The 18199-nt window shown below is 41.3% G+C and carries 15 protein-coding genes and 3 tRNA genes; 5 read left to right on the top strand and 13 right to left on the bottom strand.

Annotation, left to right across the window (positions count from 1 at the left end):
* Nucleotides 1-91: 91 nt before the first annotated feature.
* The 4 genes from mdtG to ttrS all read right to left on the bottom strand — a co-directional run bounded on the left by mdtG (nt 92) and on the right by ttrS (nt 4950).
* Entirely contained in the window at nt 92-1318 is a 1227-nt protein-coding gene (gene mdtG / locus M1F14_RS17205) for a multidrug efflux MFS transporter MdtG (RefSeq protein WP_042847978.1), read from the bottom strand.
* Between the two features lie 141 nt (nt 1319-1459).
* The gene (locus tag M1F14_RS17200) at nt 1460-2404 is read right to left on the bottom strand and encodes a Kdo(2)-lipid IV(A) acyltransferase (protein ID WP_042847977.1); all 945 of its coding nucleotides are present in this window, start codon (nt 2402-2404) and stop codon (nt 1460-1462) included.
* Nucleotides 2405-2469: 65 nt separating this feature from the next.
* On the bottom strand, nt 2470-3066 hold the full coding sequence (gene ttrR / locus M1F14_RS17195; protein ID WP_048606760.1) for a tetrathionate respiration response regulator TtrR: 597 nt from the start codon (nt 3064-3066) through the stop codon (nt 2470-2472).
* Nucleotides 3067-3192: 126 nt separating this feature from the next.
* Nucleotides 3193-4950 (bottom strand): tetrathionate respiration histidine kinase TtrS, encoded by a 1758-nt coding sequence (ttrS, locus tag M1F14_RS17190; protein ID WP_071547921.1) that lies wholly within the window; start codon nt 4948-4950, stop codon nt 3193-3195.
* Between the two features lie 254 nt (nt 4951-5204).
* On the opposite strand from ttrS, the gene ttrB reads away from it, so the two are divergent.
* The 3 genes from ttrB to ttrA are packed head-to-tail and all read left to right on the top strand — an operon-like array spanning nt 5205 to nt 10037.
* Nucleotides 5205-5942, top strand: a complete 738-nt coding sequence (gene ttrB / locus M1F14_RS17185) for a tetrathionate reductase subunit TtrB (RefSeq protein ID WP_042847974.1) — start codon at nt 5205-5207, stop codon at nt 5940-5942.
* Nucleotides 5924-6970, top strand: coding sequence for a tetrathionate reductase subunit TtrC (ttrC, locus tag M1F14_RS17180; protein ID WP_131680688.1), 1047 nt, complete (start codon nt 5924-5926; stop codon nt 6968-6970). The genes ttrB and ttrC overlap by 19 nt, the downstream gene beginning before the upstream one ends.
* Nucleotides 6963-10037: a tetrathionate reductase subunit TtrA gene (ttrA, locus tag M1F14_RS17175; protein WP_071547922.1), complete on the top strand. Its 3075-nt coding sequence runs from the start codon at nt 6963-6965 to the stop codon at nt 10035-10037. The genes ttrC and ttrA overlap by 8 nt, the downstream gene beginning before the upstream one ends.
* A 155-nt stretch (nt 10038-10192) precedes the next feature.
* Here the strand turns inward: ttrA and M1F14_RS17170 are convergent, their stop codons facing one another.
* Nucleotides 10193-11212, bottom strand: a complete 1020-nt coding sequence (locus M1F14_RS17170) for a nickel/cobalt transporter (RefSeq protein WP_181469193.1) — start codon at nt 11210-11212, stop codon at nt 10193-10195.
* Nucleotides 11203-11838, bottom strand: a complete 636-nt coding sequence (locus M1F14_RS17165; protein WP_042847966.1) for a DUF1007 family protein — start codon at nt 11836-11838, stop codon at nt 11203-11205. Before M1F14_RS17165 ends, M1F14_RS17170 begins: the two co-directional genes overlap by 10 nt.
* A 228-nt stretch (nt 11839-12066) precedes the next feature.
* Here M1F14_RS17165 and M1F14_RS17160 point away from each other — a divergent pair, with 228 nt between their 5' ends.
* Nucleotides 12067-13110, top strand: a complete 1044-nt coding sequence (locus M1F14_RS17160; protein WP_042847962.1) for a rhodanese-related sulfurtransferase — start codon at nt 12067-12069, stop codon at nt 13108-13110.
* 35 nt (nt 13111-13145) lie between these two features.
* Here the strand turns inward: M1F14_RS17160 and M1F14_RS17155 are convergent, their stop codons facing one another.
* The 7 genes from M1F14_RS17155 to M1F14_RS17125 all read right to left on the bottom strand — a co-directional run bounded on the left by M1F14_RS17155 (nt 13146) and on the right by M1F14_RS17125 (nt 17470).
* Nucleotides 13146-13739, bottom strand: coding sequence for a LuxR C-terminal-related transcriptional regulator (locus M1F14_RS17155; RefSeq protein WP_042847961.1), 594 nt, complete (start codon nt 13737-13739; stop codon nt 13146-13148).
* Between the two features lie 215 nt (nt 13740-13954).
* Complete coding sequence (gene bssS, locus M1F14_RS17150) at nt 13955-14209, bottom strand: biofilm formation regulator BssS (protein ID WP_042847959.1); 255 nt, start codon at nt 14207-14209, stop codon at nt 13955-13957.
* A gap of 217 nt (nt 14210-14426) precedes the next feature.
* Nucleotides 14427-15476 carry a dihydroorotase gene (gene pyrC / locus M1F14_RS17145; protein ID WP_042847957.1) on the bottom strand — a complete coding sequence of 350 codons (1050 nt, stop codon included), beginning with the start codon at nt 15474-15476 and terminating at the stop codon, nt 14427-14429.
* A gap of 191 nt (nt 15477-15667) precedes the next feature.
* Nucleotides 15668-15743: transfer RNA gene (locus M1F14_RS17140), tRNA-Asn, on the bottom strand.
* A 600-nt stretch (nt 15744-16343) separates the two neighbouring features.
* Nucleotides 16344-16419 (bottom strand) — tRNA-Asn (locus tag M1F14_RS17135).
* A 336-nt stretch (nt 16420-16755) separates the two neighbouring features.
* Nucleotides 16756-16831: transfer RNA gene (locus tag M1F14_RS17130), tRNA-Asn, on the bottom strand.
* A gap of 135 nt (nt 16832-16966) precedes the next feature.
* Nucleotides 16967-17470, bottom strand: coding sequence for a YlaC family protein (locus M1F14_RS17125; protein ID WP_042847955.1), 504 nt, complete (start codon nt 17468-17470; stop codon nt 16967-16969).
* A 480-nt stretch (nt 17471-17950) separates the two neighbouring features.
* On the opposite strand from M1F14_RS17125, the gene cspE reads away from it, so the two are divergent.
* Entirely contained in the window at nt 17951-18163 is a 213-nt protein-coding gene (cspE, locus tag M1F14_RS17120) for a transcription antiterminator/RNA stability regulator CspE (protein ID WP_008911725.1), read from the top strand.
* Nucleotides 18164-18199 lie beyond the last annotated feature (36 nt).

Raw genomic sequence — 18199 nt, 5'->3', positions numbered from 1 at the left:
ATTAGTTATATTATTTTTGGTTAGATTTTCACTCGGTAAGTCAGTAAAGCTTAGAAATCATCGGGTTTTTGTGCAATAAATAGCTTGTTAGTTATGGGTCTGAAGGTGATGCGCGTAAGTCATCGGACTGGCGCCTGATGACTAACCATGAATAGATTAAGTTGACGAGAACCAAAGCGGATGTGAAGAAAAATACCGCCCTAAAACCATAACTTGCTGCAACAAATGACCCCATTAAAGGCCCTGTCACATTGCCGACATCGCGCAGTGCTTGGTTATAGCTGAAAATTCGCCCGGTAACTTGGTGAGAAATGTTATAAATAATCAAGGTTTGCACTGCGGGTAAGAGCGCCGCATTTAAGGCTCCGAGCATAAATCGCAGAAAGCCTAATTCCCAATAACTCCCAACAAGGCCCATAGGAAATAGAATGAAGATAGAGGTACCTAGTGCCGCAAGTAAAACTTTTTCAGGGCCTATTCGGTCACTAAGCTTACCTAGCATCGGAGCGCTAATTAAAGCTGCTACGCCAGGTATAGAGGCAATAACCCCACTGACAAACGCGAGATTTTCTAAAGAATGGGATAGGTCACGGACATAGAGGGTGATAACAGGGTTTATTGACCCCATAGCGGCTTGAATAATCATGGTGGTGAAAAACAAGCTAATCACTAGGTTTTTATTGCGTAATGAAGCAAAAACTTGTTTACCTGACAGTGCGTCTTTACGTGAAACAGGGGTGAAACGTTCCCGTACATAGAAAAGAGTGACAAAAAAGCAAATGAATAAGACGGTGGCGGTGATAAAAAATACTGGGCGTAGGCCATATTGGTCAGCAAGTAAGCCACCAATCAGTGGGCCAATCAGAGCCCCACTGACCGCACCTGTCGCGAGAACCCCCATTGCCCAACCACTTTTTTTCACTGGGACTTGAGTGGCGATCAGTGCGTTGGCATTGGGGACAAACCCACCTAGCAGGCCCAGTAATGCCCTTAAAGCCAGTAGTTGCCAAATATTTTGCGCAAAGCCAATTAATACCATTACGATAGCCATACCTAAGGCAGAACGTAATAACATTAATTTACGCCCTTTACGGTCGGACAAGCGCCCCCAAAATGGTGCCGCAATGGCTGAAAATAAGAAGGTAATACTGAAAACTGCGCCGGTCCATAAGTTCAACGAAGCATGGTCTTTGACACCGAGTTGCTCGATGTAAAGGGGGAGAAAAGGCATAATCAAGCTAAAGGCGGCACCGGTTAAAAAACACCCGAACCACACAACGTAGAGATTTCGTTTCCAATAGCCTGTTTTTCCTGTCATACATTGTCCTTCAGTATTGCTGGCTTCACTTAGTTGCCCCTTATACGACGAAATTTTAAAGGGGCTTCAAAGTGTCACCTAGCTGTAGGTCAAATTATTCAGGAGAAAGAATGAATTAAGGTAATGAACTACAGCTAAAAGTTAATGGTGTATTTTATCTAAATCCCCATACAAAGAAGATTCTCCTTCGGGACGCGTCTTGAAACGGCGGTGTAGCCACATATATTGCTCAGGCGCTCTAAGGATTTCTTTTTCAATGATTTGATTCATTTTTGTTGCCGTCGCAAGGTTATCTTCAATAGGGAAGTTATCTATAGCTGGCTGGATGATTAATTCGTAGCCTTTTGCATTCGGTAAACGCTTTGGCGTAAAAGGCACCACTAAAGGTGATGCAAGACGCAAAATAATTTGTGAACCATTGGTGGTCGCGGCATTTTTTACGGCAAATAATGGTGCAAAAGTACTGTTACGTGGGCCATAATCGTGATCAGGGGCATACCAGAGAATTTCCCCATTTTTTAAGTCACGCACCATTCCTTTCATATCTTTGCGGTCAAGCATGTATTTGTTAGAACGCAAGCGGCCACGAGTTTGCAGCCAATCGAGTAAATCATTGTCATTAGCCCGATACACACCGATCCCTGGGTTTAACATTCCAAAAGCTCGGGCACCAATCTCAAGTGTTAGGAAGTGCACACCAAGGGCGATAATCCCTCGGCCTGTTTCTCGTGCTGCGGCTGCATTTTCAGCCCCAATAACTTTAACCCAACGCTGGACTCGCCAATCAGGCCAAAACCATGCCATACCGGTTTCAAAAAGCCCCATACCAACTGATTCAAAATTTTTGTCGATACAGAGCTGCCTTTCTTTTAAGCTCATATCTGGAAAGCATAGCTCAAGATTGCGATCAGCAACTTGAACCCGTTTCTTTAAAAAGCGCATCGACAGTAGACCTAAACGAGTTCCCAGCCAATAAATAACGGGATAAGGCAATAAAACAAGCAGATATAAGATGCCAATACCCACCCATGTTAACCAGTAACGAGGGTGAAGAAAACGTTTTTGAAATTTTGGGGCTAATATCATGAGTATCCGAATATTTTAGTTAGTCATGGTTAATGAATAAAAAGACTAGGTTAAATTATATCAAATTATTCGTTTAAAGCGTTAACCGCCTGCATGGTACTCATTAACTCAGCTAAATTACGTACCGCCATTTTTTCCATTACTCGCGAACGATGAACCTCAACGGTTCGTACAGAAACGCAGGCTGCCTCGGCAATTTCACGGTTAATCAAACCTTGCAAAACGTAGTGGCAAATGTCTTTCTCGCGGGGAGTGAGCGTCTCATAACGTTGTTTTAATAAATAACGTTCAGTTGCCTTTGTTGTTTGCGCCCGCGCTTGGTCAAGGGTTTTTGCCAGTAGTTGGCTATCTATCGGTTTTTGCAGGAAATCGACAGCCCCTAATTTAACTTGTTCCACTGCCATTGGAATATCACCATGACCCGACAGAAATATGACCGCTAGCGTGCTTTGTTGCTCCCTAAGATACCGATGAACTTGCCGACCATCCAGTTTAGGCATACGCATATCCAACAAAACCACCCCTTCTTGATGAAGGGCTGCATTCTGAATAAATGTTTCGCTGTCATTCCACACGGTGACACTATAGCCAAGGGTTTCTAGTAAAAATTGGCAAGCATCGGTCACATCGGTGTCATCATCCACTAGATGAATAACTGGCATCAATTTATACCTCGTAGTTTAGAGGGGGACAAAATAAAGTATTAGCTGATGAGCGTTGATTGTCTTAATAAAGCTATTGTCACATAGACTTAAAGTTAATGTTATCAATTGTGTGGCAAAACATGCTTAATTTATTGAATTATTATAGTAGTTGAAAATTAAGGTCACTCGTAGGCCATTTAACCCTTCATCAGTGATATTATTTTCAATGCGAATATCGCCGCCTTGGCTTTGGATCAAACGCTGGCAGATCACCAACCCTAGCCCCAAACCTTCTTTTTTAGTGGTATGAAATGGGATGATCCCTTGTTCTAGTTGTTCGGTCGGCATTCCTCCTGCGTTATCTTGTAAAACCAGAAGAAAGCGGTCTTGTGCAAAGTGAAAACCAAAGCTCAGGGTTGTGGCTCCGGCTTGTAAACTGTTGCTCACTAAATTAGAAAGGAGTTGTTCAAGCAGTGTATCGGGCAAAGTCAGGGTGACATCAGGTGTCTCTGGTAATAGCAATTTTGCATCTGGATAGTGCTGATCTACACGTAAAAGTTGCCAGATATGATTAATGGCTTGCCTCACTGATTGCTGGTTTAATGTTACCGCTGGGTCTTGACCCGGTTTCCCTGCCCAAAGACGTAAGTTGCGAATAATGTCTGCACCACGTTGCGCTTGGTCATCGATTTTAGTTAACGCACTAATGAGTGGGTGGTTATTTGACTCCTTGCTAAGGCGTAAGATACACCCTTGCGCATAATGACGAATGGCAGATAAAGGTTGGTTCAGTTCATGGGCAAAGCCCGATGCCATTTCGCCTAAAATATTTAATCGCTGAGCTTTTTGTAAATTGGCTTCTTGTTCTCGTAAGCGGTTGTGCGCCACTTCGAGTTGCCGGCTTCGGCGCCTAACTAAGAAGGCAATCCAAATGTGATTTACGCCTAGTAAAACAAAGAACAACGCAACAAGGCTAATAGTAATTTGGTTTTGAATGGTCCAACTGACGATATCTTGCCATATTTGCCGCTGTTGTGGATGTTGATTCACATCGCGGAGCAAAGTTTCGACTTGAGTGACGGAGGCAGGAGCCCCCCAACGCATAGTGGTATTATCCGTTGAAAGTAACGTTTTAGTGACTTTATCGACCAAATTGTCTGGAACATCGCTTAATGCGGCGAAAGACCAGTTTGGGTATAGCTCGGTACTAGTTAAACAAGATAATGAACTTGGATGCTGAATTAACGGACGAAACTGGGTTTTATCAATTAGCCCTTCACTGTGCATATTTTCTAATAAACAGACAGGGACAATGGCAGCAGACAATGAGTCATCCCGTAGTGCATATAATAGGGCATCCGCAGGGAACCCTAAAAACTGCATTTGAAAGTCTTTAGCCGCGTCATACCCCATATCTCTTAATACCTTATAGCCTAATAAGTAACCACCAAAGGCATCAGGTGAAATGGCACCAACTTTTTTACCAATCAAATGCTTTACGTCAGAAATATCACTTTCTTTTCGTACCAGTATCAAACTGCCAATCACATTACGGGTGGTGCTATTTGGTTCGACATCAGAACGTAATGATAATAGCCAGCGCAAGTGATAGCGATTATCTAATTGAATAAACTGCGCGGGGTTGGTCAGTAAAAAATCAATTTTGCGGTTAGAAATAGCTTCTTTCATTTCATCAAGGTTTAACGGCAATAAAGTAAACCGTTCCCCCTGAATAGAATCATTGAGTGTGTCAATTAATGGTTGCCAATGGGATTGTGTGGTACTGGGCCCACGCAAAGCCAGTACCCCGATGGTCCATTGTGCAGAAATGGCCGGTAAGGACCACATAAGCAGCGTAATTAATAGTATGTGATACAACGGTATAGATGTTTTTTTTAACATATTTGGCTTATTCGTTGCGTTAGATCAATTTAGCTACGGGTATGTGGTAAACCACAATAGGGCGGTGGTGCCTCTCTTCTTACAATGGCATTACAAGTTTTATCAAGATAATACAGTAGTTTTAAAGAGAAATAACAATTTCAGTGGTTATCTTAACGAGACTGTATTCATTGTCAATAACACATGCAATACAAATAACATATTGATTAATAACTTTTATTTTCGCATTAGCAATGTCAGTACTGGAGCCTATTATGGATCTGAGTAAACGAAAATTTCTACAACAAATTGGGGCTGTGACTGCGGGAGCATCATTAATTCCCATTGCAGAAGCTGGTCTAAATTTTTCTCCTACGCGTAGAGAAGGCAACCCAGAAAAACGATATGGAATGTTGATTGATTTACGTCGTTGTATTGGTTGCCAATCTTGCACAGTCAGCTGCTCTGTTGAAAACCAAACCCCTCAAGGGCAATTTAGAACCACAGTTAACCAATATCAAGTTGCGGTTAAGGGCGAAGAAGGGTTTACCAATGTACTTCTACCTCGCTTATGTAACCACTGCGATAATCCTCCTTGCGTACCCGTATGCCCTGTTCAAGCAACTTTCCAACGGGAAGACGGCATAGTAGTCGTTGATAATGAACGTTGCGTAGGGTGTGCTTACTGTGTACAAGCCTGCCCATATGATGCGCGTTTTATCAACCATTCAACCCAAACTGCAGATAAATGTACGTTTTGCGCTCATCGTTTAGAAGTTGGTTTATTACCTGCTTGTGTTGAATCTTGTGTAGGTGGCGCTCGCATTATCGGCGATTTAAAAGACCCTAACAGTACTATTCGTAAAATGCTGACTGAGCATGAAGCAGAAATTAAAGTACTCAAGCCAGAAAGTGGCACCTTACCGCAAGTATTCTATCTCGGTTTAGATGATGCGTTTGTTCAGCCGCTGCAAGGTAAAGGGCAGCCCGCGTTATGGCAGGAGGTATTCTGATGAATGGCCAAGTGACTTATATTTCTGAAATGATGGCTCAGCCACAAGAATTTTTTTGGCTTCCTTGGGCGGTACAATACTTTTTCTTTATTGGAATCGCCTCTTGCGCGGTGCTGTATGCCTGTTATTTACATTGGCAAAACAAAAGTGAAAACAGCCGCTTAGAAATGATTTCCGTATTTATTGCTATCACAATGGGGATCACTGCACCGCTTGCACTAACGGCAGATTTACACCAAACCGCAAGAGTATGGCATTTTTATGCACACCCAACGTTATGGTCTTGGATGTGGTGGGGCTCTGTATTATTACCCTTATTTACCACATTTATCGGCTTATACTTTGTTGCTTTAATCGTCAAAATGATTTGGAAAAAACACTTTAAAGCGACGCGCTGGGTGGCATTGCTTGCCGCATTATCGGCAATTGGCCTGCTACTTTATACCGGTCGTGAGGCATCTGTATTAACGGCTCGCCCAATCTGGAACAGCTGGTGGATGCCAGTACTTATGTTCTTGAGTGCATTACAGGTTCTGCCTGCATTGATTGGACTCGGTGCTCGTCGTGAGCCCCAATATCAAAACCGTTTAGCACGCTTCCAAGTGATTACATTGTTACTATTTGCTGTCTGTTTTGCGCTATGGCTTTCAGGGGATACCACATCGGGTATTGCTGTACGCCAACAAATAGACATGGCGAGCCCAGGTTGGTGGATGCTAATGGGGGTATGTGCACTGTGGTTAGTGGCTTTCGGAATGTCTGCGAGTAATGTAAAAGCCGTTCGTTCTGTCCCTTACATTACCGTTTTAGCATTAGTATCGATGGCTTTTGCTTGGACATTACGTTGGATTTTCCTAATGGAAGTTCAAGCTGTACCAAAATATAACATTATCGCTAACCCATATCATTTCCCACTGGGAACCGATGGACTATTGGCTATCGTAGGAACATTTGGTTTATGGATTGCGTTAACAATTATTGTTCGTGAAGGTGTTCGCTGGTTTGCGGGGAGAGTGCAACATGGCTAAATTCTCAAGACGTCAATGGCTTAAAGGTGGTTTGGTAGTTGGTGGTATCGCATTATTTGGTGCAAGCTACCGAGATGTGGCCAAACGCGCAGTCGATGGGCTAGTTAACGGCACTTCTGGTAAAGTCACTCTTGACCGCATTAATGGCAACTCTTTGCGACCAGAAGGTCAGGCGACTAAAGGCTGGCAAGAAAACCCGGAACAAGTAGTTGCAATGACCCAATGCTTTGGTTGTTGGACACAATGTGGTATTCGTGCCCGTGTCGATACCGCTAAAAATGAAGTATTACGTATCGCAGGTAACCCTTATCACCCATTATCACACGAAGAGCATTTTCCTTATGGAATGCCGCTGAAAACTGCATTTAATAAAATGAGCGGGGAATCAGGGCTAGAACATCGGTCAACCGCTTGTGCACGTGGGGCAACCTTAATGGAAGGTTTAACTAGTCCACTGCGTATTTTAGAACCAATGAAACGTGTTGGTAAACGTGGAGAAGGCAAGTGGCAACGCATCAGTTTTGAGCAATTAATTAAAGAAGTTGTTGAAGGCGGTGATTTATTTGGTGAAGGCCATGTTGATGGTTTAAGAGCTATTCGTGACCTTGAAACGCCACTTGACCCAGCACAGCCAAAATTGGGCCCCAAAGCGAACCAGCTGCTGGTAACTAACGCAGGGGACGACGGGCGTGATGGGTTTATTCGTCGCTTTGCTCAAAACGCGTTTGGCAGTAAAAATTTCGGTGCCCACGGTTCCTATTGCGGTCTTGCTTATCGCGCCGGTTCGGGTGCTTTAATGGATGACTTAAACAAAAATGCGCACGTAAAACCAGATTGGGATAACGTTCGTTTTGCATTATTCCTTGGAACCTCACCTGCTCAGTCAGGTAACCCATTTAAACGCCAAGGTCGCCAGTTAGCGACAGCACGTCTGCGTGACTCGTTTAACTATGTGGTGGTTTCTCCTGCGCTACCACTGACAACCACACTGGCTAATGACCATGGTCACTGGGTGCCAGTACAACCCGGAACTGATGCAGCGTTAGTCATGGGAATGATCCGCTGGATCATTGAAAATGAGCGTTATAATGCCAAGTACCTTAGCGTGCCTAGTGAGAAATCAATGGAAGCGATGGGGGAGAAAAGTTGGACAAACTCAACGCATTTAGTCATTACTGATGATGCTCACCCATTAGCAGGCAAATTATTAATTTCATCTTATCTTACTGGCGAAGGCGACGATGAAAAAGCTTATGTCGTCCAAGATACGTCTGGTGAATTGAAACTTGCCAGTGAAGTCCCAGCCGCAGAGTTGTTTGTCACTCGCCAAGTGACATTGCATGATGGCAGTGAAGTTACCGTAAAATCGAGCTTCCAATGCTTAAAAGAAGCGGCCAATCGTATGACACTCCAAGAATATAGCGATCGCTGCCATGTTCCAGTGAAAACCATTGAATCATTAGGTAGAGCATTAACGTCATATGATAGAAAAGCTGCCGTTATTTCTCATGGCGGCATGATGGGCGGTAATGGCTTTTACACTGCATGGTCAGTCGTTATGCTTAACGCATTGATTGGTAACTTGAACTTGAAAGGTGGTGTGTCCGTTGGGGGCGGTAAATTCAACGGTGAAATGGATGGTCCACGTTACAAAATTGCCAGCTACAAAGGCAAAGTAAAACCAAAAGGCGTTGTTTTATCGCGTAGTAATGAAGTGTATGAAAAATCAGATGAGTTCAAAGCGCGCCTTGCGGCAGGGGAAAATCCGTATCCTGCAAAAGCACCTTGGTATCCGTTTGCTAAAGGGCAACTCACTGAGCAACTGGCATCAGCATTAATGGGTTATCCTTATGCATTAAAAGCTTGGATCACCAATATGACCAACCCGGTGTATGGAATCGCGGGTATCCGCCAAGTGATGGAAGAAAAACTGAAAGATCCAAAACACCTTCCGTTGATTATCGGTATTGATGCCTTTATGAATGAAACCACTGCGCTGGCAGATTATATCGTACCGGATACCCATAATTTTGAAAGTTGGGGTTTTAGCGCTCCTTGGTCAGGGGTTCAAGTTAAAGCGAGTACAGCGCGTTGGCCGATTGTTGAGTCACGCACCGCCAAAACGGCAGATGGTCAGCCCGTATCGATGGAAAGCTTCTGTATTGCAGTTGCCAAAGAATTGGGGTTACCTGGTTTTGGCGACAACGTGATTGAAGATATGGATGGCAACCTGCATTCACTAAATACAGCGGAAGATTATTATTTACGTGTTGCTGCGAATATGGCGTGGCTAGGTGAAAAACCAGTACCAGAAGCCGCTTCGGAAGATATCCAAATTAGTGGGGTAGAACGTATTTTACCTGCGATCACCAATACGCTAAAACCTGAAGAAGTTCGCCGTGTTGCTTATATCTTTACGCGAGGTGGCCGTTTCGCACCATATGAAAAAGCATGGGATGGCGATGCAACTGGTCCGCAATGGAAAAAAGGCTTACAAATTTGGAACCCAACTGTGGCCGTTAATCGCCACGCGATCACCGGTGAACGTTACAGTGGTTGCCCTACATATTACCCACCGCGTATGGCAAATGGTGACGATGTGAATGTGGTGTTCCCAGAAAAAGAATGGCCATTGAAACTAATGTCATTCAAATCCCATGTGATGAGTAGTTCGACAACAGTAATTGAACGCTTACGTCATGTTAAACCTACGAATCTTGTTGCTATTCACCCTGATGATGCTGCAAAAGTGGGGGTTAAACACGGAGATTGGATACGTATTACCACACCGGGTGGCCAAGCAGAGGCTCAAGTGAGTGTGCTTGATGGCGTGATGCCGGGAGTACTTGCAATTGAACATGGCTATGGTCATACCGAAATGGGCGCGAAACAGCATTATTTAGATGACCAACCGATGCCAATGAATGCTGCAAATGGTTCAGGGATCAATCTAAACGATTTAGGTTTTGCAGACCCAACAAGGGAAGTCGCCAATACATGGTTAGATTGGGTATCGGGTGCTTCTGTACGTCAAGGTTTACCTGCTCGAATTGAGCTCATTGGTTAAAAGAAGTAGTAAGGGTTGCTAGTGTGTGAGGGGCTGCATAGTCTCATCATTAGCAATCTGTTTTAAGCAGTTGACATTGCGCATAACACAGTGAGATTACCACACTGTAACTTCGGCAAATGCCTGGGAGGGGGAGCCCTCCCTTTTTTATTGGGTTAACGCAGAAGTGGCGAAATAGATTGCTCCAGCCCGACACTTTGTAGCATCAAAGCCCCCATCAGTATAAAGAAAACACCGGCAAAAATTTTTAATGCTATTCCCCAATATGGGGACAGCTGTTTTCCTGTTAACCGCGATAAACGAATAGCTTTATCACGCATAAAATGAACAAAAATAGCAATTAAACAAATGGTTAATGCTGTACCAACCGCCATTGCTAGCGCCGCGATAACTCCCCATGCGTATACTTCAATCACATAAGAAAATAATAATACGAGAATGGCACCAGAGCAAGGGCGTGCCCCCATTGATAGAATAATCAACACTTTACTTTTAAAACTAGATTGAATTTGGTGAGATTGGATGACGTGCTGATGACCACAGTGACAAACGGGGTGTGGTGTCAATGTGTTGGGCTGGATCATTCGCTTGGTTGATTGTGTTAATAGCTTAAGGTTTTTTATCACTAGTGGTGATAATGCCCTAGAAAGGCGTGTTTGCCAGTAACGGCGTAAAGCAGTAATACATAAAAAACAGCCAAGTATTATGACAAATAAATAGCTTAATTGTTCTGCATATAAGCTGACCTGATTCAAATGTTTGGTGGATAGCTGAAATAACACTAACACGACAGAAACTAACGTAATAGCAACGACCCCTTGTAAGAGCGATGCTAATAAACTAATGATAACACTCTGTTTTAAATGAGTTCCTTGGGTCGCTATATAGGTTGTGATAATGAGCTTTCCATGGCCAGGTCCCAGAGCATGTAAAAAACCGTATAAAAAGCTAACGGCAATTAGCAAACTTCCAGCATACAGTGGGTGTGAGCTGGTTTCTTGTAGTAAATCCGATAAACCTTGGTTTAACTGTTTTTGCCAGCCAATACTCAGTTGTAACCATGTTCCCCAATAGCGATACGCTAGCCAAATGGCGAAAGCTAATAAACTAAACGAGACAATGATTAGCAAAGTTTTTGTTGCTTTGTATACAGAGGATGAGGGGGTTAAGGACATCGAATATCAACTCGCTGTGCAAACTGTTTCCCAAGCGCTAAATCTTCTTCTGGGGTATCACTTTTATCTAAAGAAAATGCGTAAGCCCGCATCGAATCGGTGATATTGGCTTCTTGTAAGTCAATATCACAATTGGCTGCTAATTCAATTGGCAGAGTAATTTGTTGTTTATTTTGATACGTCATACTGACATAAAAGCTAGGGTCATAAGTTTGTATTTTGATATGTGAATCTGCAATAGGTAGTGGCTGCATAAATGAAGCTGTAAAGAAAAATACTAATGAAAACCCCTCTTTTTCTAAATGGTAGCTGTCAGGGATACGCTTAAAGTTAACCTTTTTGTCTTGATAATAAAAATCAGTGAAATAATTTTGCATTAAAATATTAGCCATAATAATGGCTTCTTGTTGTTTCCAGCGTGGGTCATCGGGTTTAACCCCTTTCAATTCATAGGCAATATCTGCCGATGTCATCGGGTCCATCTTCCAAACATAGCTTATACCTGAGTATTTGTTTTGTTTGGTTTCAAGGGACATTTGCATCTCAATAAAACTATGAGGATGCGCTGCAACGTGTGGCGCAAAGATAGCCAGTATTAATAGATATAAAGGAAAAAAACGTCTCATAAAGATAATCTAATTAGCCAAATATAAATATGTTATAACATAACGAATGGTGGGCGGGCATTAAAAACTTTCTGTTGATGTTTTATTTACAATACCCCTGCAAATAAAGGGTTTTTTATTAACATAATAACAGCGATAATATCCACCAAGATTAAAAAGCCTCAAGCAATGAGCTGAAATCTGAATAAATAGAAAATTATCAACGAGTTAAATAGGATTAAGAACACCATGCCAGTGTTACATAACCAAATTTCAAATAAAATATTAAAAGAACGCATGTTGGCGGAAACAGAGCCACGTACCACAATTTCTTTTTATAAATATTTTAATATTCAAGACCCAGTGGCGTTTCGCAATGAATGGTATCAACAGTTTACAGCGCTGAGTGTTTTTGGGCGTGTCTACATTGCGAAAGAAGGGGTGAATGCACAAATCAGTGTGCCTGAATCTAATGTTGATGCTTTGCGCGAACTGATATATTCCACTGATACCGCACTAAATAACCTGCGTTTAAATATTGCGATTGACGATGACGGTAAGTCTTTCTGGGTGTTACGCATGAAAGTACGTGATCGCGTGGTGGCAGATGGCATCGAAGATGAAACCTTTAACCCAGCGAATACAGGGCAATATCTGAAAGCTCACGAAGTGAATGAAATGATTGACGATCCAAACACGGTATTCGTTGATATGCGTAATCATTACGAATATGAAGTGGGTCGTTTTGATAATGCAATTGAAATTCCATCAGATACTTTTAGGGAACAGCTGCCGATGGCAGTGGAAATGCTGCAAGAGCAAAAAGATAAAAATGTTGTCATGTATTGCACTGGGGGGATTCGCTGTGAAAAAGCCAGTGCATATATGCTGCATAATGGCTTTAAAAATGTATACCATGTTGAAGGTGGCGTTATTGAGTATGCACGTAAAGCAAAGGAACAAGGTTTACCATTACGTTTTAAAGGGAAAAACTTTGTGTTCGACAACCGTATGGGAGAGCGCATTACGGATGATACTTTAGCCCAATGCCACCAGTGTGGTGCACCATGTGATACCCATACTAATTGCAGTAATGATGGCTGCCACTTGTTGTTTATCCAATGCCCTAGCTGTGCAGAAAAATACGAGGGTTGCTGTAGTGTTTCTTGTACTGAGGAAATGAAACTCCCAGAGCAAGAACAACGTGCTCGCCGTGCAGGCCGTGAAGTCAGCAATAAGATTTTTAATAAATCACGTCATCGTTTATCAGATGGCTTATTAAATAAAGAATAACGATAATAAGAAAGCCCTTTAATTAGGGCTCTCTCTTAATATAAATATTTAAATACATTATAGATAAAAAACAATTCAATTCTGTTTTTTACAAACACTTTCGAAGTGATATGTCTTTTCTGTGAATAAACCGTGCTATTACTAATCCCTAGTTTCCTTGAGATAATATGATTAGGTGTTTCATTCATCCAGTTATTAATAATGTTTTGTTCTTTTGCAGTGAAGATGGATGAATCTATATTATTAGCGAGCTTCGTGATATGTTCTATTTGTTCGTGTTCTCGAATCACTTTATCAAGGGTTTGGGTAATAATATTTTTGGATAGAATGAAATAGTTATCTTTTAATAACAATGGGTTGGCTGTTTGTGGGTAAGGGGCATTTATATAAATATAAAACCTAATATTATTTTTTCTATTTAATAGATCTTGTAATACTGGACAGTAATTAGAGTAATGACAATAATAAGTTAAATTAGCCAATACAATACTTGGCGTGAATTCATTTATAAACCTGATAGCTTCCTCAATACAACCTGTACTAATAAATTCTAATTTTTCATTTTTAGATAAATATTCAGTAATGCCAAGTCTAGTGTAATAACATTCATCAATAACTAATATTCGCATCGGGAACATCCTTGTTCGAAAAGAGTCTTACAATAAATGGGAATTGCTAGTGAAGTCAACCGAGGATTAATAAAAATAGTAAATAGTGTTTTTATTTACAATTGTTATTTAGTTAAAAAGGTACAAGTAGTTATATATAAATATATAACTACTTGTTTGGTGAATATTATATAAAATAAAATGGATATTAAATTCTTAAATATCCATTCATTTCCCTAGTGTGTTTTAAGATTAAGTTCGATATATTCGCCTGACTCTATCTTATCTACGCCAGCTTGAAGTATATTAATCAATTGCTTAGCAACATCAGTCGTTAGCCACATAGTTTTATCCACAATGGCATCTCCTGAGTTTTTATCTTGTTCAGGGAGGTAGTGCAAACGCAACATCATCGCATCGTAGGAATCTACTGTGCTGATGTCCCAGCCAACAACTGGGTGAGTTTGAATAACATCATCTTTTCTATTCATGAAACCTCCTAATCAAACAGCGTGATAAATAGTAAATATCTATAACTGACTAAGAGCAATGTTCTCGAAATGAAGCCACTTTTAGTATAAGGAGATTTCGCTAATAAGGAAGCAATTAAAAATTTTTTTTGTATAAATGGCAGGAAATGCACAAAAATGGTGAGTATGACTATAAAAAGTAATATAGGAAGCCCAAATAGCTTCCTATAAGTGCTAATTATTTAGAAAGTGCGATTGTCCACTGAGAGTCCTCACCTGCTAAGAAAGGGATCAGCTTGTCATTACAACAATCAATTGATTCACAAGTAATATTGGGCTCTTTAGTTAATGTAATAAACCCGTCGTTAACAGGTAAATTATAAAACTTAGGGCCATTGAGTGAACAGAATGCTTCGAAGTGTGCTAGAGCGCCAAGTTCTTCAAAAACAGTGGCATAAGCGGCTAATGCAGTTGGCGCATTAAACACGCCAGCACACCCACAAGATGATTCTTTACGTGATTGCACATGTGGAGCCGTATCGGTACCTAGGAAAAAACGGTCACAGCCTGATGCTACCGCTGAGCGTAGTGCTTCTTGGTGAACGTTACGTTTTAAAATAGGTAAGCAGAATAAATGTGGCCTGACACCACCGACTAACATGTGATTACGGTTAAACATTAAATGCTGTGGTGTCAATGTGGCTGCGGTATATTCATTTGCTTCTTGGACGTATTGGGCCGCTTCTTTGGTCGTGATATGCTCAAACACAACCTTTAATTGTGGAAACTGCGCGCGCAAAGGTAGCATAACGTGTTCTATAAACAGCGCTTCACGGTCAAAAATATCAATATGGCTAGCGGTTACTTCCCCATGAATTAGCAAGGGCATACCTGCTTGTTCCATAGCCGCTAGTACGGGATAAATCTTTTTGATATCTGAGACACCATGGCTGGAATTAGTTGTCGCATTGGCAGGATACAATTTACAAGCCGTAAATACCCCTTCATGGAAGCCTTTAATCAGCTCAACAGGGTCAGTGCTATCAGTGAGGTAACATGTCATCAAGGGGGTAAATTGGTGACCTTCTGGAACGGCTTGAATAATACGTTCACGATAAGCTTTTGCCGCTTCAATTGTCGTCACTGGGGGGACAAGATTAGGCATGACAATGGCACGGCCAAAAAATTCACTCGTATAGGGAACGACCGTTTTTAACATATCATCATCGCGAAAATGAACATGCCAATCATCAGGGCGGCGGATTGTTAGGGTAGTTACAGTTGTCATTAAACCGGCTCCATAAGGGTAGAGAGGGGTGATGAGCGGGTGCTCAAGCCGGGATAGAATGATAAAGGGAAAGTCAAAAAATAGCTATGAGAAATCACAATTAAGGTTAATGTCATAGATAGATGAGGGGGAGATTAATGTACCAAAAGCAAAAAGCCTGCTTAATGATTAAGCAGGCTTTTCTAAATGATTGGCTCCTCCAGCTGGACTTGAACCAGCGACATACGGATTAACAGTCCGCCGTTCTACCGACTGAACTATGGAGGAACTCCTTGGTACGCAGAGGATATTAGCTTTCTCTTACTGGATTGTCAAAGGAGAATATCGAAAAAAAAGTTCGTTTGGCTGTTATCTGTGCGAACTGGGGGAAGTTTGATCGAAAATGATTTGGTGACAGTGAATTGAGGTTCATGCTGATAGGTAAATGAGTTAAAAGGTAAACCTCTATCATCTGTTCGTGGCTAAATTTTAGGTTGTTATTTCAGTGACTAACTTGTGGCTAATCACTGAGTTTGTAAACACGATTTGGTCGTCAAGAGACCTAGAAGCGTTAAAGAGGGATAACTAACACGGGTTGTCGAACGCCATTTAGCAAACCGCGGGTAACAGAAGTATTAAGCCAGCTAATACGCTTTTGGCTTTGAGAGCGCTATTTATTGTCCAAGCTTGGCATCTGCGTTTAGATAGAGACCCTGCACATCAATGGTTACGACAAGCGATAAAACAAATTTTCCTTGAAAAAGAGTGAGTGAAAATATACGGGGGAATTTATAATGGGGGCTTTACGGTATATAACCAGTTTGTGTGTGGTGGGTACTCAGTAGAAATAGATAGCAAAAATCCCGCACTAGGCGGGCTTCTTAAATTTGGCTCCTCCAGCTGGACTTGAACCAGCGACATACGGATTAACAGTCCGCCGTTCTACCGACTGAACTATGGAGGAATTGCTTTGTTCCTGAGAACGAGGCGCATATTACCCATCCTATACTCAGTTGTAAAGCATAAAAATAAAAAAAATGATTAACTGCGTGTTAAGTAAGCAACTTGATGGTTATCTACCCCAATATGCATCAAAATTCAGGAAGTTTAGATAGTCATAGATAACAGAAAGGAATAAAAGGGCGAACCATTTTTTTGCCGATAGTACTGATAAGCTATAAGTACAACGAAAGTGAAGTTATTCGTTGAACCAATAATTTGCATCAACAATGATATGAAATAAAAAAGAGAGGATAGGTATGGATAACAAAAAGCCCGCACTAGGCGGGCTTCTTAAATTTGGCTCCTCCAGCTGGACTTGAACCAGCGACATACGGATTAACAGTCCGCCGTTCTACCGACTGAACTATGGAGGAATTGCTTGTTCCTGAGAACGAGGCGAATATTAACGAGATCGACTCAGGCTGTCAACGGTAAAAACACAAAAAAAATCTAATTGCTCACTCACTGTTCATTATGGCTAACTTTTACGCTAGCTAATTGATAATGCATTAATTTTGTGTTGCTAATTTACCTTGTAATGGCGTAGAAACTTCAGGGAAAACGACATGATAAATATCATAAAATGAAATTTCCCCTTTCAAGGCAATTAAACGTGATATTTCTTGCTTAATGGCTTGGCTAACCTCTTTCGAATCAAGTATTTTACGCACTGCGTTATCTGAAACTGGCTCAGTGACAAACCACTCACCGTTATAGCAAACACGTAAATCTAATACGCCGATATCTTCAAAGTGATAAACGGGTTTAATATCAAAAAGTAAAACACTGGCTAAAACTAAAAACAAGACAGTAATACCGAGTGTCCAATAAGGGCCAAAATATGGCGCGTACCAAAGAATAATAGCAAGAGGGATATAAGCGGCGACCATACCGATACATAAGTAAGGGTGATTACCAAGGAACTGGCTATTAAAGTAAGGCTTACCATCACGTTTTTCGCGTTTATTGATGGCATCTAAATCTTCAATGAGTATTTGTTTGATAATATCCATGTGATAACTCTCTGTCAGATATCTATACTAGGAGAGTATCACGAGCAGATTCGATTGTTATATATCAGTTAAGAAAAATATTTACTGGGATTGTCATTGTGGTGGGCATTTCTTGATTGTCTTTTTATAAAACAGGGCTCTTTTTTATTAAATTTTTTTGTAAACTATCAACCAAATGCTGTGTTTTTATTAACATTATAGCCTGTAAAAGTGACGAACTCGAAAAAAATGCACAATTTTAGCGTTTGAACATATAAAATAGTTGCTATTATCTTTAAGTCATGAGTTAATGAGTATCGGCCTGTTTAGCAGTCCTATTTGATGTATGATTACTAAGTTAGTGTGTTCTAAAGAAGAAAGTTATCACAGATAGCCTTTGACCGTGACGCTTCATCTTGGTGTTTTCCTGATTAAATAGTTGACTCTGGCCCGTATATGCCAAAAAGGCAAGTTTTTTTGATGTTATATAGGAAAAGTCAAATGTCCGACAAAATGAAAGGTCAAGTTAAGTGGTTCAACGAGTCTAAAGGCTTCGGTTTCATCACTCCTGCTGATGGTAGCAAAGACGTTTTCGTCCACTTCTCTGCCATTCAGGGCGCTGGTTTCAAAACTCTGGCTGAAGGCCAGCAAGTTGAATTCACCATTGAAAACGGTGCAAAAGGCCCAGCAGCTGCTAACGTAACTGCAATCTAAGCTTATTGCTTAACTGATTTTCTAAAGCCCGTCATT

The organism is Providencia sp. PROV003 (assembly GCF_045040775.1).
Lineage (GTDB): Bacteria > Pseudomonadota > Gammaproteobacteria > Enterobacterales > Enterobacteriaceae > Providencia > Providencia huashanensis.
The sequence above is the reverse complement of the archived record's forward strand: the minus strand, read 5'-3'. Positions and strand labels throughout refer to the sequence as shown.

Bases quoted from the DNA above. Each gene is read 5' to 3' on its own strand.
- mdtG (WP_042847978.1), bottom strand. From the start codon at position 1,318: ATGACAGGAAAAACAGGCTATTGGAAACGAAATCTCTACGTTGTGTGG.
- M1F14_RS17200 (WP_042847977.1), bottom strand. From the start codon at position 2,404: ATGATATTAGCCCCAAAATTTCAAAAACGTTTTCTTCACCCTCGTTAC.
- ttrR (WP_048606760.1), bottom strand. From the start codon at position 3,066: ATGCCAGTTATTCATCTAGTGGATGATGACACCGATGTGACCGATGCT.
- ttrS (WP_071547921.1), bottom strand. From the start codon at position 4,950: ATGTTAAAAAAAACATCTATACCGTTGTATCACATACTATTAATTACG.
- ttrB (WP_042847974.1), top strand. From the start codon at position 5,205: ATGGATCTGAGTAAACGAAAATTTCTACAACAAATTGGGGCTGTGACT.
- ttrC (WP_131680688.1), top strand. From the start codon at position 5,924: ATGGCAGGAGGTATTCTGATGAATGGCCAAGTGACTTATATTTCTGAA.
- ttrA (WP_071547922.1), top strand. From the start codon at position 6,963: ATGGCTAAATTCTCAAGACGTCAATGGCTTAAAGGTGGTTTGGTAGTT.
- M1F14_RS17170 (WP_181469193.1), bottom strand. From the start codon at position 11,212: ATGTCCTTAACCCCCTCATCCTCTGTATACAAAGCAACAAAAACTTTG.
- M1F14_RS17165 (WP_042847966.1), bottom strand. From the start codon at position 11,838: ATGAGACGTTTTTTTCCTTTATATCTATTAATACTGGCTATCTTTGCG.
- M1F14_RS17160 (WP_042847962.1), top strand. From the start codon at position 12,067: ATGCCAGTGTTACATAACCAAATTTCAAATAAAATATTAAAAGAACGC.
- M1F14_RS17155 (WP_042847961.1), bottom strand. From the start codon at position 13,739: ATGCGAATATTAGTTATTGATGAATGTTATTACACTAGACTTGGCATT.
- bssS (WP_042847959.1), bottom strand. From the start codon at position 14,209: ATGAATAGAAAAGATGATGTTATTCAAACTCACCCAGTTGTTGGCTGG.
- pyrC (WP_042847957.1), bottom strand. From the start codon at position 15,476: ATGACAACTGTAACTACCCTAACAATCCGCCGCCCTGATGATTGGCAT.
- M1F14_RS17125 (WP_042847955.1), bottom strand. From the start codon at position 17,470: ATGGATATTATCAAACAAATACTCATTGAAGATTTAGATGCCATCAAT.
- cspE (WP_008911725.1), top strand. From the start codon at position 17,951: ATGTCCGACAAAATGAAAGGTCAAGTTAAGTGGTTCAACGAGTCTAAA.